Here is a 16,594-nt window from a genome sequence, read left to right on the forward strand (position 1 = left end):
CCCCTAGATTTTTGCAACCCTCTCCTCAATTTCCGCAATCAGGCGTTCTTTTTCCGTCGTGAAGCGCTTGAGACACTTTTTCTGAATAACGTACACCGCGAAGAGGAGGATGACGAGGAGGGCCACGAACGCGAAATCCGGACGGTATTTGAGTGCGAGAAAGCCCGCGATGACGAGGTTGATGAAAAGAACGCCCTCTGGTTTTAATAATGTTTCGAGGATGTAATGGGTGAACATCGCGAGGACTACCACAAGAGATATCAGAGGGAGAATTTCAATCTTAGAGTCAATTGCTCCGGAGACCAGTGCGAGAGGGGCGATAAACCACGCGAGCCCGGAACAGTCTGTTAATTTTTGTTTCCTCAGTTCCGAAAGGAGCTCTTGATGGGTCATACGTCTCAGGTCTGGCGCCACCCTAAGATAGGTAAAGATATACAGTGGTACCAGCGTGGTGAGTGCCCATATGCCCCACCAGACTACAATGTCTCCCCATAGTTTGTCCTCATGCCCAAAATAATAGTAAGGTATCCCAAAGGTAACTGGTCGAAAGTTGAACAGACTAAACATCGCCACTATAAGCAATGCGGTGGATGATAATGAAAGTCGTGTAATCTCTATAAAACGCATGAAGTCTCTGCTGCGCCACCACTCTGCAATTCCCCAGAACACGGACAGTATAATCCAGAGGATAAAAGCCCCTCGAAGTGAGTCAACTAAATCTTCTTTCAGGCCACCCCAGTTGGGGTTAGTCACTAAGAAAATTTTCTTCTCAAAAGTCTCCCTACTGCCATTTTCCATGACCAGCTCAAATACAAAAGTATGCTCCTTGTTCATGAGAAGCCAACTGGGAATTGAACCAACGTAAAAACCTACAATATTCTCTAATGCGTTATTGGCCCAGAGGAAAACCTCGGCCGGGAACTCAAATGTATCATGAAAGTTGCTTGAGGATACAACGTCTCTGCTATTATGCTCTATAATGATTGTGTAGTCTTCAGCGGGAACTCCGTCAACGCTCTTCAGGTAGAGCTTTCCCGTTCCATTGCCCTCCAGCCTGCAAATGACTTTATCTGCGGGGGCTTTGGAGGGACATTCCAGTGTTGCACCTGCAACGAGCGGAATGAGCATGAGGAGCAGGATTACCACTACGAAGGGGCTTCGTCTCACCCAACCACCGCTCAGAATAAGACACGGGGCTTATAAGTGTTTCTCCTTGAGGGTGTAAAGAAAAGTAACTTTAGAACAGAAGAAAGGCATCAGAGCGTGTAGTCCAGAACCTTCTTTGCCTCCTCGATATGCTCCGGGTAGACGTTCTTAATCTCCGGGTGGAGCGCCTTGATGACCCTTCCTATGAGCACGAAGAGGGTTCCTGCGATAATCGGGAGCTCGTTGACGACGTCCTCCTCGAGCGGGATGTCTCCGGGTATCTTCTTCAGCAGGAACTTCCTGATTGGCTCGATCTGGACTTTCTCGTCCTCGATGACCGCCCTGAAGAGGTTCAGGCTGTTCTTGAAGCCCTTGGTAATCGGTATGTGACGCATCTTTATCGTATCCGAGCGCTCGGCTTTGGCGTTCTCGTAGGCGACCTCGAAGAGATCTGCCAGCTTCTTTTCGACTATCTCCATCATCTCCTCGGCCCTCGGCTTGATGACCGCGAGCTCGCAGGTCCTCTCCAGGATCTTCTGGAGCTGCGGGTAGGGTATTATCATCTCGGCCATCTCTCATCACCTCCGTGTTCTTGCCGATGAATTTTAGTAACCCAGAGTATATAAAACTTTCGGGGGCGGGAGATTTTTAAAGAGAATCCTTTAGTTCGCACTATGCTCGGCTTAATCCTCGCGTTTCCCGAAAAGCGGTGGGAAAACTACACCCTGCCCGTGAAAGGAGAGCCCATCGTCAGGCTCACGGAGAGGAGGCTCTTAACCGCCAAAAGAATAAACAAAACGCTTACAATCGTCAGAAAGGACAAGCTGAAGACTTACTCGCTCCACGTTTCAAACCCTGTCCCCGTGACTGCAAGAAACAAGATGGAGGCGCTCCTCAGGGCACTTCCTGACGAGCCTTTTTTCCTTGTCGAAGGCAACATGCCCCTTATAATGCCCTTCTTCGTGAACTATCTCGTCGGTCTCTTCTACGAGGACGAGCCCGAGGCGCTAATCCCCGTCTGGAGCGATGGAAGTGCTGAGGTATTCCACGCGGTTTACGAGGCAGATGCGCTGAGAGAGGCAATAGAATCGGCAATGGCAGAGGGATACAGGAGCTTTTCAAGGATTACAGAGTTCCTTGATTACGAGTCAGTTTCGATTGAAGAGCTGGCAAGGAGGAACCCCAAGGTAACGCTGAGCTTCTTCAGGGTGAGGAGTGGCTTCGACGCGAAGTTTGCAGATGAATCGCTTAGGTCTGGAGTTTAGCAACCATAACGTTTAAGGGCCCTCCGCTGGAGTTTCCCCGGTGGTTGAGTTGAAGGGTGCGTACCTCGCGGCGATAACGCTCATGCTGCTCTTCTCTACCTTAGCCGGTGCCTCCGACTACTGGGTGGGCTTCTACGGCACGACCGGCTACGATGAGCTCAGGGCCGTTTCCATAATGCCGAACGGGGACATCGTGGCCGCTGGAAAGGCTTCTTTTAACGGTACAACCGCTCCCTGGGTGATACGGCTCGACCGTTACGGGAGGGTTCTGTGGTCGAAGTACTACACGATCCCGGGCGTGGAGGCCGATGTGAGGGCTCTTGCCATCGATAACAACGGTAACATCATAGCGGTTGGATCCGTCAGGAGGAAAGCAGGTGAAACGCTGACCTCTGACCTTCTCGTCATGAAGCTCGACGGAGACGGAAACGTCCTTTGGGCGAGGGATTACGATGCAGGATCGCTTGAAGTTGCCAGTTCGATTGTGATTGACGGCAACGCCATCTTTGTGGGTGGCTACGCAACGCCCGAAAGCCCGGAGGTCTGGGTTCTCCGCTTGAACCCCTACGGTGATGTCGTCTGGGGGAAAGTTTATCCTGCAGTTTACCCAACTTTCAAGCCGTTCCTCGCCCTCAACGGAAGTGCACTTTTGGCCCTAGGCCTGCTCGGATCGGGAAGTCCCGTTTTGATGAGGCTTAACCCCCTCAGCGGGGGGGTGATAGAGGCCACAGGGTGCTCAAACTTCCCTGTTTCGTCGCCCGTTCTTGCGGTTGGGGGGAATCACTCCTCAATACTGAACGGTAACGGGACTTGTTTGGCTGTTCTCCTGCCCTCGGGGGAATGGAGCTGCTACAACCCCGGCTTCGGAGGCGTTGACGTTGTCGGGGCGGGCTACTCAGATGATGGGACCCTCTACGCCCTGAGCGTTGCGAAGCCTTGGCCCGGGATCAACTTCTACGTTCTGGGCCTCAGGGGGGAATCCATCAAAGTGAGCAGGGCCTATCGGCTGAGCGATCTCGACATTCCAAGAGGGATGGAGGTTTCCCAGGATTCCCTGCTCATAGTCGGTTCAAGCGAACGCTTCTCCCGGGCCGTTAAAACAGAGGGCTTCGTCGCCAAGCTGCCGCTCAACGGCGCCATTGGAAGTTACGGATCGAAGGATGCGGATCCATCAATTTTCACCGGGAGTTCCAGGGTTGAGGGGGTAGATATCTCGTCTAGAACGCTCCTGCCGAAGGTTTTCACGCTTGAAGTCAGGGTCGGAGACATCAAACCCGTTGGATTCCTGAGGATTGAAGTTGGGATAGACGAGCCTGTTAAGCTCTACATTGACGGCGAGTTCAGGGCCCTCTTGGGCCGGGAGGGCGTTTTGGTTCTCACTCCGGGGACACACGTGGTCAAGCTAACCGCCGATGGTTATTGGGACTACGAGGCGACGGTTTCGATATGGGATGGAATGGAGACTGTTCTCAAGGCCGAACTCAAGAGAAAGGCGGAGCACGGCATCCTACTCGTCAATTCAAGCCCCTCCCACGCGGCCGTTTACCTCAACGGCACTCTCGTTGGGTGGACCCCCTTAGCGCTGAACCTGAGCCCGGGGGAGTACATGGTGGAAGTAACGAAGGACGGGTACAGGACGTACAGGATGAAGGTGAAGGTAATCCCCGGTGAGAGGAAAGTCCTCTCGGCGGAGCTTGAAAGGATTCAAGTTTCGACGACCTCAACAACGAGCACGACCACAACAACCACGATATCAACGAGTTTCTCGACGACTTCTAGTTCAGCAATTACGACCACAACAACCGGCTCATCAGCGGAGCCAAGATCCTCAACGACCAGGAAGAAAGGGGGCCTCTGCGGGCCGGCTGCAGTCGTTGTTCTCTCGGTTTTCCCACTCGTGCTGATGAGGGGATTTAGGAGGGGAACCCGGTAGAAACTCTTTTAACGAGGGGCAGTTTATGTAACCCAAGCGTAAGAGGGCAAAGGTGAGACCATGTGTGGGATCATTGGCTACATAGGTGATAGAAAGGCCTGTGAGGTCATAGTCAGGGGGCTGAAGAGGCTCGAGTACAGGGGCTACGATTCGGCCGGTGTCGTTACCGCCCAGGGGAATGAGATAGAAGTCAGGAAAGGCGCCGGCAGGATAGACGAGCTGGCCCAAAGGCTCGGCTTTCTTGAGATGGAGGGCAACAGGGGAGTCGGCCACACCCGCTGGGCGACCCACGGTGTTCCGAACGACATCAACGCTCACCCCCACACGGACTGCAGCGGCAAGATAGCGCTCGTCCACAACGGCATCATCGAGAACTTCGCCGAGCTGAAGGAAGAGCTCCTGAAAAAGGGGCACGTCTTCACGAGCGACACCGACACGGAGGTCATCGCCCATCTTATAGAGGAGGAGCTGAAATCGGCCGAGAATTTTGAGGAAGCCCTTCGGAGGGCCCTTAAGCGGCTCAGGGGTTCTTTTGCCCTGGGTATAATTTACGCGGACGAACCGGACAGGATATACGTCGTCAGGAACGAGAGCCCCCTCGTGATCGGAGTCGGGAACGGGGAGAACTTCGCGGCAAGCGACGTTCCGGCTTTTCTCGAGTACACTAACAGAGTGGTTTTCCTCGACGACGGCGAGTACGCGATCCTCAAGAAGGATTCGTACGTGGTTAAGAGACTTGACACAGGTGAGATCGTTGAAAAGCCGGTCCACGAGATAGAATGGACGCTGGAAATGGCTGAAAAGGCAGGCTATCCCCACTTCATGCTCAAGGAGATCTACGAGCAGCCGAGGGCCATTAGGGACGCGATACACGGCAACAGGGAGGTAATAGGTACGGTTGCCGAGGAGATAGCGAACTACGAGAGGATAATCTTCGTTGCAATGGGGACGTCTTATCACGCGGCCCTCGTTGGCAAGTACCTGTTCCAGAGGCTCGTCAAGAGGGTTCCAATAGTCGAGGAGGCGAGCGAGTTCCGCTACGAGTTCGAGGATCTGGTGGATGAGAATACCCTCCTGATAGCGATAACCCAGAGCGGAGAAACGGCCGACACGCTCGCGGCGATGAGGCTTGCCAAGAGGAAGGGGGCAAAGGTGCTGGCGATAGTGAACGTCGTTGGAAGTATGGCCACGAGGATAGCGGATCTGACCCTCTACACCCATGCCGGGCCGGAGATAGGGGTCGCGGCAACGAAAACCTATACCACCCAGCTCACGGTTTTAACGATGCTCGCAATGGAGCTCGCCAGAAAGCTCGGAACCATTGAAAGGGATTACCTCAACAGGCTTGAGGAAGACCTTCAGAGGGTTCCGGAGCTCGTTGAGAGGGTTTTATCCCACGATGAAAGCCTGAGGGAGCTGGCCGAATCCCTCGTGGGGAAGAGGGATTTCTTCTACATAGGCAGGGGCATAGGCTTTCCAACTGCTCTGGAGGGTGCCCTAAAGCTCAAGGAAATCAGCTACATCCACGCCGAGGGTCTCTCCGCTGGAGAGTTAAAACACGGCCCTCTGGCACTCCTCGAGGAGGGCGTTCCCGTCGTCGCGATAGCACCGAGCGGAAAGACCTTCTCCAAGATGGTTAGCAACATCGAGGAGGCCAAGGCTAGGGGTGCCCTTATAATAACGCTTTCCGACAGGAAGGAGGCGGAGAAGTTCTCGGACGTTTTGATCGAGATGCCCCCCCTTGACGAACTGCTCACGCCGATAACCTATGTTGTTCCCCTCCAGCTCCTCGCGTACCACCTGGCAGTCCTGAGGGGTAACGACCCCGATAAACCGAGAAATCTTGCCAAATCCGTTACCGTTGAATGAGGTGATCGAGATGGTTAAGAGCAAGGTAAAGAAAAAGGGAAAGGAGAAAGTCAAGAAGTCGACGGGGACTCGCAAAGAGCCAGAGAGCCTCAAGAAGATGGCCTCTGTTTATCCCAAGCTGAAAACCTACGGTCTGGCGATAATCACGCTGATAATCGCTTACTACGGCTATCTCATCAGGATGAAGACGGCGAAGCTCAAGTACTTCATAGATCCCGATACGTTCTACCACTTCGAGATCTTTAGAGAGGCCGTTAAGCACGGTATACCGAGCTACTTCTCCCGTGCGAATCCCCCGACTGGCATAAAGCTGGGCGGATCGCTCGGCCTCTACGTCATCCCCGCCAAGGTTTACAGCTTAATCTTCAGCCACCTCGGCTACACCGAGCTTGAGTTCTTTAAGATGTGGACACCGCTCGTTGGGGCTGTAACGATAGTCGGGGTTTATCTCTTGGGCAGAAAACTCCACTCGGACTGGGCAGGATTTTGGGCGGCGGCTTTCCTGGCATTCTCCTACGCCAACTACTCCAAGACCTACTCCGGAAACGCCAGGGGTGAGGCACCGTTCCTCATGTTCTTCGTCTTCGCCCTGGTCGCGATGGCCTACTACCTCGACGAGAAGGCCGAGTGGAAGGACCTCTCGAAGTCCTGGAGGAAGATCCTCTGGGGAGCCCTATTCGTGATCCTCAGCTGGCTCTTCATGATGAGCTGGCAGGGAAGCGAGTTCGGAATCGGTGTACTGCTGCTCTTCATGGCTCTGTATCCAGTACTCCTCTTCGTCTTCGGAAAGATGCAGGAGCTCAAGCGCTTTGTCTACGATTTCTATCCGGTGATGCTGATTGTTCTCTTAGGTGCACTTCCGCTGACCGGAATTCCCCTCATAGGATACAGGTCCTTCCTCGTGTTCGCGCTTGAAGTTTATCTTGCGATAGCAGCACTCACCGCCATAATGCTATTCGGGGAAAAGATCGGTCTCAACTACTCCGACAAAAAGCACAGGTTCGGAACTGTTCTGGCCGTTGGTGTTTTGGGCTTCGCTGGCGCGTACCTCTACTTCGGCCCTGACCTCTGGAAGTTCCTCGCTGGGGCCTACCAGTCAAACCCCCTATACCAGACCGTCGCTGAGCTGGCCAAGCCTGACTGGGCGTACATAAAGAACGTCTTCAGCATACACTACGTCAGAGGGGCGGGTCAGGATGGGATGCTCTACGTGTTCTCGATCGTTGGCTTCATGATACTCCTCAGCAGGATTTCCTGGAAGCTCTACAGGGGAGATGTGACGGGCTACAAAGAGGTTTTCCTGGCGGTCTACTATGCTACGGCCACATACTTCCTCTGGACGGCGGTTAGGTTCAGCTTCCAAGCTTCCGGGGCTGTTATCCTCCTCGCTGGTGTTCTCCTCGGGGAGGTAATAGTGGCCATCGAGAGGATGGAAGAAAACCTCGGAACCAAGGCGATGTTCGCAGTTGTGCTCATCCTGCTCTTCATTCCCCTGCCTGTGATAGCGGCGAGGGACATGGGCACCCTCGCAAAGGCTCAGGCCGCCAATGAGGCCGTTCCAAAGTCATGGCAGGACACACTGCTCTGGTTGAAGAACAACAGCAACCCCCTCGACAGCGCGACGAGCTGGTGGGACTACGGCTACTGGATAGAGTCAAGCCTCCTGAGCAACAGAAGAGCCTCAACGGACGGTGGACACGCGTACGACAGGAGGTACGTTCTGGCCAAGTTCTTCTCCCACAGCGGGAACGCGGGCGAGGTGGACTTTGAGGCGTGGGGCCTCAACTACCTCATAGCCTGGCAGAGCGACATCTTCAAGTTCAACGCCATAAGTTACCTCGGCGGCGCGATAACCTACGGCGAATACCGCGGAAACCCGATGTTCATGCCCGTCGGTCCGCAGTATGGCTCGACGATAGTCTACGATAACAAGACGAAGATCTACTACGTGCAGGTTTCCTACGGCGGAAGGGTTTACCAGTACATCCCCGACACGATAATAGACATGGGAACCGGCTCCGTTTACCAGAACAAGCAGCCCAACGTCCCATACGTGCTCTACGTATATCCCGGTAACTGGGGTGTCTTGGCCTATGACAAGATAGCCTTCAGCAACTTCGTCCAGCTGGCCTTCAACTACCTCAATCCCATGAACATAACAGAGTCAATGAAGCTCCGCTCCAACTTCGTCCCGATAAAGATGGAAAGTGGTGTCAACACTTATCGCTTCAGGCCCTTCGCGGTTTACAAGATCGATCTCCTCGTGAACGGCACCCCCTCCAATGGAACGTGGAGACAGGTATACTCTCCATTCCTGGCCATGAAACTGCCCATCGGCAACCATACCTTCCGGATACACCTCTCAGCCTTCGGAAGGGACGTTAAGAACGCCACCCTGATCTTCGAAGCCTATCGGAACGGAACCCTCGTGAAGAGGGAAACCCTCGCCGAGAACCTTCACATAGACCACCTCAACGAGACCCCGATTACAGTGAGCATAGACGTTCCCAACGCCACCAGCTACCGCATGGTGCTCGTCCAGAAGGGGCCCGTTGGAGTGCTCGACGGTCCCGTTAAGGTCAATGGAAAAGAAGTTAACCCGAGCTTCCCGATAGCTCCGGGCAAAAGCGGTGACATGGAGCTAACGGCGGCCTTCAGAAAGGACTACAACGTCACATTTGCCCTTAGGGCGATGGTCACTTACTACGTCACTCCCAACGGGAGGGACATCTACAAGAAGGACTTCTACCTTGAACCACACCAGGACATCATAACCTACGTCCCAATCAAAGAGCTGAGCGTCAAAGCCGGCGATAACAGGATAAGCGCCCACGTTAGCGTTCCGAGCGACATTTTCAGCACCTACGTGGAGAAGCTGAAGCAGAAGTACGGCGACAACGTTGTGGTTTACAGGAAGAGGCTCGAACCGGTCTTCATCACCGAGAAGGAGTACGTGGTTTGGGAGGGGAGTTAAGCTTTCTCCCCCCTAACCGCTATGAAGGCCGCGATTCCTTTGCACTTTTTGTAACATTTTTTGTCCACCTTCTCCGCGAGATCGAGAAACGGCCAGAATGAGGGGAAGAATATCACCCCTGCACTCTCAACGTTCTTGAAACCGGCTCCTCTCAGAAGGGCTTCGAGCTCCCTGGGCGTGTAAAAGCGCGCATAGCGGTAGGCAGTCTCCATGAAGAGGCTTTTAAGACGTTTGAAAAGGAACCAGAGGCTTCTACCGTTCATTGTGCCGATGAGCACTTCTCCCCCGGGCTTTAAAACCCGGTAGATCTCGGCAAGAACTTTCTCGGGTTCGTGGATAAACTCAAACATCGTGACGCTCAGCACGAGGTCAAAGCTTTCGTCTGGGAATGGCAGGCTGTAGGCGTTGCCCTTGATGCAGTTCAGGCCCTTTGAGCGGGCTATCCTGAGCATTCCCTCGCTAGCGTCCAGGCCTATTACGTCGAAGCCTCTCCTCTTGAGTTCGAGGGTGTAGTTGCCCGTCCCACAGCCAAGGTCGAGGGCCTCTCCTGATTTCGTCCGGAGCATCGAGAAAACAAGCCACTTCTCGATCCTGTCCACGTACCTTCCAGTTCTCGTCCTGTACCAGTCGTCGTACCTGTCCGCGATCCTGTCGAAGTACTCGGCCATTCAGACCCCCAGCTTACCCTCTATGCTGAGGGGTTTATCAATCCTGTCGTCTATCTTCAGGCTGATGACGACGCGCTTCGCCCCGGCCTTTAGGATAGCCTCGTGGCATTTTTTGACGAGCTCGAGAATCTCATCAACGGATCCCTCGACAACCGTCCCCATAGGACAGACCATGTACTTGAGGCCGCTCTTTTCTATGACTTCGATGACAGGTTCGAGGTACCTCCCAACGCTCGGGCTTTCGGTTCCGAGGGGAAAGAGGCACAGTTCGGCGACGGCCATAGGCATCACTCGTGCTCCTTTCTTTTCTTTTCCCTCTCGTGGATGTAGTCGAGGAGGGGTTTTATCCTTTTCCATACGTCCGGGATGAGGCCATCCCCGTCAACGCGGACGTAGATGCCTTTTGCCCTGTAAAACTTTATTATCGGTTCCATGTTTTTGATGTAGATCCGGTAGCGCTTTCTTACGACTTCCTCCCTATCATCGGTTCTCTGTATGAGCTTTGTTCCACAGACGTCGCAGATCCCCGGAACCTTTGGCGGGTTGTAGGTGATGTGGTAAACTGCCCCACAGTTCGGACATATCCTCCTGCCGGAGATTCTCTCAACGCTGGTATCCTCATCGATGAATATCTCCAGTGCCAGATCGAGCCTTATCCCGTGGTCGTAGAGGTAGTTCTCAAGGGCTATAACCTGCTCGGGCGTTCTCGGATACCCGTCCAGTATGAAGTTTTCCCTCTGACGCCTCAGGCGGGAGATTATCAGGGTGTTTACTATCGTGTCGGGGATCAGGTCACCCCTGCTCAAATAGGCCGCCATCTCGAGACCGAGGGAGCTTTTCCTCTCTATCTCTCCTCTTATGAGGTCTCCCGAGGAGATGTACGTGAGGCCGTACTCTTCCACGATCCTTCGGGAGTGGGTGCTCTTTCCCGATCCCGGTGGTCCAAAGATCAGGATGTTCATGGGTAGCCACCAATAAGCATTTATGCACGAAAGTTGAATAATCTTTTGGTGATGGCCATGAAGCTCAGCACGGGTTATGTCCGGGCCTCTGGCTACGCCCACAAGGTCAGGAGGGTTCTCTTTGCTCTCACGAGGGGAAAGGTCGATCCGAAGGAAGTTGTAAGGGCTGCGGGGGAGCTGAACCAGTACATCTTTGAGAGGTTTCAAGAGCTTGGAGTGGACAAGGCCGACGTCGTCCGGATAACCGTTCCCTTTGAGATCCAGGACGGAAAGATCGTCTGGGACTACGGGAGTCTAAACATCGAGATCTACCGGAGGAGTGAGGAGGAGAAACTTGCGAAGGCCCTTGAGGAAGTTGAGGAGAGGGAAAAAGAGCTTGAAGAGCGTATCAGTGAGATTGAGGAAACCGCAACGAGGATTAAGAACCTTGTTGAGGAGCTCCTCGAGAAGATAGAACGCCTAAAGGAGGAACACACGTCGCTTAAGCTGAAGGCGGAGGAGTGACTTTCTTCAAACTTTCGGCTTTCTTACTCTTTTAGAGTTCAATTTTTAAACTAGAGTCCTCATAGGGAGGCCTATCCCCAAATACGCCGTGATGTTCTTTAAAATTCAACTCCAAGTTTAAAGCCGAGGTATTTTCGGTTTTTCGCCGAAAAGCATTTATATTCAAAAAATGTACACTGTAGTGCAAAACTTTAATGGAGGTGCAGAGATGAACTCGGCTGTTGTAATCCTGATAGCCGCCGCCATATACGTCAGCATGTACTACACCTACGGTAAAAGCCTGCAAAACAAGGTCGTCAAGGCCGATCCCAACAGGCCAACGCCGGCCCACAGGCTCTACGACGGCGTTGACTACGTTCCGGCGCACCCGCTTGTTCTCTATGGACACCACTTCGCTTCAATAGCAGGAGCTGGACCAATAGTCGGTCCGGCGGTGGCAATGGCCTGGGGATGGCTTCCGGGACTGCTGTGGGTCTGGTTTGGAAACGTCTTCATTGGTGCGGTTCACGACTATCTGGCACTGATGTCATCGGTTCGCTACGATGGAAGATCAGTCCAGTGGATTGCAGGAAAGCTCATGAGCAAGAGGACGGGAATTGCGTTCGAGCTTTACATCTGGTTCGCCCTGCTCCTCGTCGTGGCGGCATTCACTTCGGTCATAGCGGGCATCTTCACCAAGACCCCGGAGGCAGCGACTGCAGCACTGCTCTTCCTTGTATCAGCGGTAATCGTTGGATACCTGATGTACAAGACAAGCCTTCACTTCGCAGGGGCTACGGCAATAGGACTTATCCTCGTGGCCCTCTCAGTGTGGCTCGGCTTCAAGTTCCCGATTCAAGCCACATACCACCAGTGGGCCCTGTTCCTCCTGGTGTACATTATCATTGCCGCATCACTTCCAGTGTGGGTACTACTGCAGCCTAGGGACTACCTCAACGCGTACATTCTGTGGTTCGGCCTCATCCTTGGCGGCCTCGCGTTCATCCTGATAGGGGGTAAGGGAACCTTCACGGCCCCGGCCTACACCAGCTGGAGCGCCCACGTCGTCGGCGGAAAGCCCTCGCCGTTCTGGCCCACTATACCGCTGGTCATCGCGTGTGGGGCTTTGAGCGGATTCCACTCAATCGTCGGTTCGGGAACTTCGTCAAAGCAGCTTGACAACGAGCTCCACGGTCTGCTCGTTGGATACGGTGGAATGTTCACCGAGGGCTTCCTGTCAACTATAGTCATTACCTCGATAGCAGTCTACGGAATCAAGGTCTTCGCCGACGCTGGAATCGACATAAACGCGTCCAACTGGGCGGCCATCTATGCCCCCAAGGTTGCCAAGGTTGTTGGAAAGGTAGGCATCTTCGCCAAGAGCTACGCTTACGGTCTCAACGACGCCTTTGGAGTATCCCTTAAGACGGGAACTGTCTTCGCCAGCCTCTGGGTGTCAGCCTTTGCCCTGACGTCCCTCGATACAGCCACGAGGCTCGGCCGCTTCGCCTGGCAGGAAGTCTTTGGAATGGTCGTTGACACCAGCGAGGGAATCTGGAAGACAATCACCAACAAGTGGGTAGCTTCTGCCGTAATCGCGGTTCTCGGCGTGATACTCGCGTGGGGCAACCAGTGGCTCATCCTCTGGCCGGCCTTCAGCGGCATGAACCAGATGCTCGCGAGCATTGCAATGATGACCGCTGCCCTCTGGGTCACCAAGGTTCAGAGGGCCGGCAAGTGGAGCTGGGCCGTCCTCATTCCAGCGCTGTTCCTGTGGATTACAGTGACCCTCGCCCTTGCATGGTTCCTCGTGGTGGTGGTTCCAGGAATAAGCGATGCCTTCACCAAGTACTCCGTCGGACTGATAACCCTAATCGGCCTGCTCCTGAACCTCCTGCTGGCCTGGGACTTCTACGTTGCCTGGCAGAAGCCTGCAGAGGAGTACGAGGCGGCGAAGGCCTGAAGAGCTTTCTCCCTTTATTTCTTTACCGGAGGAAAAAGGAATGGATGTAAGAAAACTTCTCTACTGGATTTCAACCCCAGTTAGAGTCCTGTGGGAGTTTCACAAGGGTTTTCAGCTGTATTACCTTCAGGGGATTAAATGGGAGGAAGAGGAGCTGGAGAACATCTTTGCGCTCATACTCTTTGGTGACTACATAGGCCTTCCACACCCTCCAACCGATTTAACCTACCGCCTGTTGCCCTACGTCGTGAGGGAGCTGTACGTGATGCAGGAGAAGAGCACAAAGGATATTTCCCTTAAGACCGGCTGGATAGGTGTATGAGGTGGGAGTATGGTAAAGAAGGTTATCGAGGACGTAAAAGCCTTTCTCAGGGGTTTTGGAGAGGCATTTAAGCATCAGTCAACCGAATACATAGAGTTCGAGGAGAGGGAGCTTGAGAACGTCTTCGCGCTGATCCTAATGGGGTCGTTCATAGGGATTCCAAGTCCACCAACCACGCTCGTGGTGAGGCTCATGCCCCACATGGTCAGGGAGATATACGTGATGCAACAGAGGGCCGTTAACCTCGATGATATCTTCGGGGAAATAGCGGGGATGTTTGACATCGACTGAGGTGGTGAAAATGAGGGACTTCCTCCTTCCAAAGAAGGGGTTCAGGACGATTTTCGTCATAGGAAAGGGTGGTGTCGGGAAAACAACAACAAGCGCCGCCCTCGCAACGGCATTCGCGAAGATGGGATACAAGACGCTGATAGTTTCCCTCGACCCGGCCCACAACCTTGGAGACGTCTTCCTGGCGGAGCTGAAGGACGAACCGATAAAGCTCGCGGAGAACCTCTACGCAAGTGAACTCGACATGGAGAAACTGATACAGAGCTATCTGAAGCACCTCGAAACGAACCTCAAGAACATGTACAAGTACTTGACGGTGATAAACCTTGAGAAGTACTTCGAAGTCCTGAGGTTCTCCCCAGGTATAGAAGAGTACGCCACCCTCGAGGCCATAAGGAACATCCTCGGCAGGGGTGAGGAGTGGGACATAATAGTCTTCGATACGCCGCCCACTGGCCTGACCCTTCGCGTTTTGGCCCTGCCGAGGATTTCGCTCATCTGGGCGGACAAGCTGATAGAGATAAGGCGGAAAATCCTCGAACGGAGACGCATGATAGCCAAGATCCAGGGCGAGCAAAAGTTCCAGATTGAGGGACAGGAGTTCGTCCTTCCGAAGGAGGAGGAAGAGGACCCCGTTATGAGGGAGTTAAAGAGCTATCGCGAGGAGATAAAGTTCGTTGAGGACGTCATAACGGACCCAGACAGGACGTCTGTTGTAGCGGTCATGAACCCCGAAATGCTCCCTCTTTACGAGACCGAGAGGGCCTATGAAAGCCTTAGGAAGTTCAAGGTCCCCTTCAACATGGTTATTGTCAACAAGGTCATAACCGTAGGGCGGGAGATTCCCGAGATAAGAGTAAAGCTTGAGGCGCAGAGGAAGGTGCTCGAGGAAATTCCAAAGAAGTTCCCGAACGTTGAGATAATAAAAATCCCCATGTTCCCGAGGGAGCCGAGGGGCCTGGAGGAGCTTGAGAAACTCGGAGGTATGATACTTGAAGGTGGGAAGGAGGGAGATACTTGAACTCCTGAAAAGCGTCAAGAACCCTTTCACGGACATGGACATTGTCAGTGAGGGGCTGGTAACGAAGGTTGAGGTGGACGAAGTTGAAAACAAGGTCAGGATATACGTTGCCTTCGCGAGGCACACCCCACCGCATCCGTTCGTAATGGCCGTGAACTGGCCCCTTCAGGCGAAGATAGTTAGGGACATGGTAAAGGTTTTAGAGGACAAGGTGGGATACCTTGAAATACTCGATGACACAACCCTTCAGAGGTACTACCCTCTGAACGACGAGGAATGATAAAATGGGGGTTGAAGCATGGAGCTTACATCCGGTTTGTTGCTGGCGATAATGGTGCTCGCTGCAGTCTCATCGATCCAGTTCTACAAGGGGAGAAAACTGAATCTACAGCTGATGCAGCACTACCTCCGCTCGATTGAGGAAGTTGTGAAGCCCGAGGACAAGGACTACGTGTGGCTCGGCGGCTACATCGGCTTCAGGGCGAGCTATAAGGTGAACCGCGACAACCTAAGGAAGTTCGAATACACGCTAACGCTCCTCCCGAGGCACAGCATCCTTTACTTCCCGATAGCGCTCCTTACGAGCAGACACGACAAGATTTACTTCGTAATCAGGCCCTTCGCCGAGATTAGGCGCGAGGCACACCTCATCCAGAAGGGCTACTACAGGCTAAAACCGAAAATCGAAAACGAGGACTTTCTCCAGAGGGAGACGATTGAGATAGCGGGCAAGGAGTACGAGGCCCTCTTCGAAAAGAGGAGGGACGTTGAAAAGCTCAAGGAGCTCGTCGAGAACCTTTCAAAGCCCCACAACGTCAAGCACGTCTCCCTGACGCCGAAAACCAACGTCTTCTACGTTTTCATGAAACCCGAGCCCGACACTATAGAGGAGGACGTCAAAAAGCTCGTTCGCTTCACCAACGAGAGGCTCAAGGAAAGCCCGTTCTCCTGAGTTCTTTTGCCCTTTCTTCGAAAGCTTTATTTCGTTGAACCGCAAGTTATACATGGTGATACCTTTGGTTAGCATACGCCTCAAGGTTGGGCCCAAGGGACAGATAGTAATCCCCAAGGTTTTCCGCGAGGCCTACGGTATAAAGGAGGGCGGGGAAGTGATAGTCGAGCCTACGGAGGAGGGTCTCGTTATTAAAAAGCCGCCGAGCAAAGAGGAACTCCTAAGAAAGCTCAAGGAGTATCACGAGAAGCGAAAAGGCACTAAGCCGGCAAAACTGGGAGAGCTCAAAGGGATAAGCCTCGAAGACGAGTTCGACGAGGTCTGGGGGATTGAGGAATGAAGCTCTTCCTTGATACCAACCTTTTCGTTTACCTTAACTCGAGAATTCCAGAGGATATCGCCAACGAGCTCGATGAATTCTACGCGGACCTTACTCAGAAGCATGAGCTCTACACGGATGTGCTGGTTCTCGATGAGCTAATCCACGTCTCAAAGCGCAAGTATGGAATAGCTTACAAGGATACTCTCGAATTCATAGACGACATTGTTCTGCCCGCGGTTAGAGTCCTTCCCCTGACATTTCAGGACTATTTAACAGCCAAGGGAATTATCCTCCAATACGGCCTCCGCCCTTCGGATGCCCTTCACGTTGCGGTTATCGAGAACAACGGCCTGCAGGTGATAGTAAGCGAGGATGAGGATTTTGACGTTCTTCCGCTCAAACGGGTTTGGCTGGGTGGTTGAG

The 16,594-nt window shown here is 53.4% G+C and carries 18 protein-coding genes; 13 read left to right on the forward strand and 5 right to left on the reverse strand.

What is annotated here, in order from left to right; genetic code table 11:
- Positions 1–3: 3 nt before the first annotated feature.
- Both TGAM_RS04755 and TGAM_RS04760 read right to left on the reverse strand, forming a co-directional pair.
- Positions 4–1,167, reverse strand: a complete 1,164-nt coding sequence (locus tag TGAM_RS04755; protein WP_015858548.1) for a hypothetical protein — start codon at positions 1,165–1,167, stop codon at positions 4–6.
- Between the two features lie 89 nt (positions 1,168–1,256).
- Positions 1,257–1,718: a DUF1931 family protein gene (locus TGAM_RS04760; RefSeq protein WP_015858549.1), complete on the reverse strand. Its 462-nt coding sequence runs from the start codon at positions 1,716–1,718 to the stop codon at positions 1,257–1,259.
- A gap of 102 nt (positions 1,719–1,820) precedes the next feature.
- Here TGAM_RS04760 and TGAM_RS04765 point away from each other — a divergent pair, with 102 nt between their 5' ends.
- The 4 genes from TGAM_RS04765 to TGAM_RS04780 are packed head-to-tail and all read left to right on the forward strand — an operon-like array spanning position 1,821 to position 9,187.
- Positions 1,821–2,411 (forward strand): molybdopterin-guanine dinucleotide biosynthesis protein A (mobA), encoded by a 591-nt coding sequence (locus TGAM_RS04765; RefSeq protein ID WP_015858550.1) that lies wholly within the window; start codon positions 1,821–1,823, stop codon positions 2,409–2,411.
- A gap of 40 nt (positions 2,412–2,451) precedes the next feature.
- Positions 2,452–4,344 carry a PEGA domain-containing protein gene (locus TGAM_RS04770; RefSeq protein ID WP_015858551.1) on the forward strand — a complete coding sequence of 631 codons (1,893 nt, stop codon included), beginning with the start codon at positions 2,452–2,454 and terminating at the stop codon, positions 4,342–4,344.
- 60 nt (positions 4,345–4,404) lie between these two features.
- Positions 4,405–6,213, forward strand: coding sequence for a glutamine--fructose-6-phosphate transaminase (isomerizing) (gene glmS / locus TGAM_RS04775; protein ID WP_015858552.1), 1,809 nt, complete (start codon positions 4,405–4,407; stop codon positions 6,211–6,213).
- Positions 6,214–6,223: 10 nt separating this feature from the next.
- The gene (locus TGAM_RS04780) at positions 6,224–9,187 is read left to right on the forward strand and encodes an STT3 domain-containing protein (protein WP_048811147.1); all 2,964 of its coding nucleotides are present in this window, start codon (positions 6,224–6,226) and stop codon (positions 9,185–9,187) included.
- Here the strand turns inward: TGAM_RS04780 and TGAM_RS04785 are convergent.
- The 3 genes from TGAM_RS04785 to TGAM_RS04795 are packed head-to-tail and all read right to left on the reverse strand — an operon-like array spanning position 9,184 to position 10,817.
- On the reverse strand, positions 9,184–9,855 hold the full coding sequence (locus TGAM_RS04785; RefSeq protein WP_015858554.1) for a class I SAM-dependent methyltransferase: 672 nt from the start codon (positions 9,853–9,855) through the stop codon (positions 9,184–9,186). The two genes, TGAM_RS04780 and TGAM_RS04785, sit on opposite strands and share 4 nt — an antisense overlap.
- Positions 9,856–10,137, reverse strand: coding sequence for an MTH1187 family thiamine-binding protein (locus TGAM_RS04790; RefSeq protein ID WP_015858555.1), 282 nt, complete (start codon positions 10,135–10,137; stop codon positions 9,856–9,858).
- A gap of 5 nt (positions 10,138–10,142) precedes the next feature.
- Complete coding sequence (locus TGAM_RS04795) at positions 10,143–10,817, reverse strand: adenylate kinase (protein ID WP_015858556.1); 675 nt, start codon at positions 10,815–10,817, stop codon at positions 10,143–10,145.
- 57 nt (positions 10,818–10,874) lie between these two features.
- On the opposite strand from TGAM_RS04795, the gene TGAM_RS04800 reads away from it, so the two are divergent.
- The 9 genes from TGAM_RS04800 (at position 10,875) to TGAM_RS04840 (ending at position 16,593) form a co-directional block, all read left to right on the forward strand.
- Positions 10,875–11,321, forward strand: coding sequence for a single- stranded DNA-binding family protein (locus TGAM_RS04800; protein WP_048811148.1), 447 nt, complete (start codon positions 10,875–10,877; stop codon positions 11,319–11,321).
- 208 nt (positions 11,322–11,529) lie between these two features.
- The gene (locus TGAM_RS04805; protein ID WP_015858558.1) at positions 11,530–13,263 is read left to right on the forward strand and encodes a carbon starvation CstA family protein; all 1,734 of its coding nucleotides are present in this window, start codon (positions 11,530–11,532) and stop codon (positions 13,261–13,263) included.
- Between the two features lie 40 nt (positions 13,264–13,303).
- Complete coding sequence (locus TGAM_RS04810; RefSeq protein ID WP_015858559.1) at positions 13,304–13,585, forward strand: hypothetical protein; 282 nt, start codon at positions 13,304–13,306, stop codon at positions 13,583–13,585.
- A gap of 9 nt (positions 13,586–13,594) precedes the next feature.
- Positions 13,595–13,876 carry a hypothetical protein gene (locus TGAM_RS04815; RefSeq protein ID WP_015858560.1) on the forward strand — a complete coding sequence of 94 codons (282 nt, stop codon included), beginning with the start codon at positions 13,595–13,597 and terminating at the stop codon, positions 13,874–13,876.
- A gap of 10 nt (positions 13,877–13,886) precedes the next feature.
- Positions 13,887–14,897 carry an ArsA family ATPase gene (locus tag TGAM_RS04820; protein ID WP_015858561.1) on the forward strand — a complete coding sequence of 337 codons (1,011 nt, stop codon included), beginning with the start codon at positions 13,887–13,889 and terminating at the stop codon, positions 14,895–14,897.
- Positions 14,875–15,177, forward strand: coding sequence for an iron-sulfur cluster assembly protein (locus tag TGAM_RS04825; RefSeq protein ID WP_015858562.1), 303 nt, complete (start codon positions 14,875–14,877; stop codon positions 15,175–15,177). Before TGAM_RS04820 ends, TGAM_RS04825 begins: the two co-directional genes overlap by 23 nt.
- Before the next feature lie 18 nt (positions 15,178–15,195).
- Positions 15,196–15,849 (forward strand): hypothetical protein, encoded by a 654-nt coding sequence (locus TGAM_RS04830; protein WP_015858563.1) that lies wholly within the window; start codon positions 15,196–15,198, stop codon positions 15,847–15,849.
- Positions 15,850–15,901: 52 nt separating this feature from the next.
- Complete coding sequence (locus tag TGAM_RS04835) at positions 15,902–16,189, forward strand: AbrB/MazE/SpoVT family DNA-binding domain-containing protein (protein WP_238516258.1); 288 nt, start codon at positions 15,902–15,904, stop codon at positions 16,187–16,189.
- The gene (locus tag TGAM_RS04840) at positions 16,186–16,593 is read left to right on the forward strand and encodes a type II toxin-antitoxin system VapC family toxin (protein ID WP_015858565.1); all 408 of its coding nucleotides are present in this window, start codon (positions 16,186–16,188) and stop codon (positions 16,591–16,593) included. Before TGAM_RS04835 ends, TGAM_RS04840 begins: the two co-directional genes overlap by 4 nt.
- Position 16,594 lies beyond the last annotated feature (1 nt).

Origin of the sequence: Thermococcus gammatolerans EJ3 (genome assembly GCF_000022365.1) — an archaeon.
Taxonomy (GTDB): Archaea; Methanobacteriota_B; Thermococci; order Thermococcales; family Thermococcaceae; genus Thermococcus; species Thermococcus gammatolerans.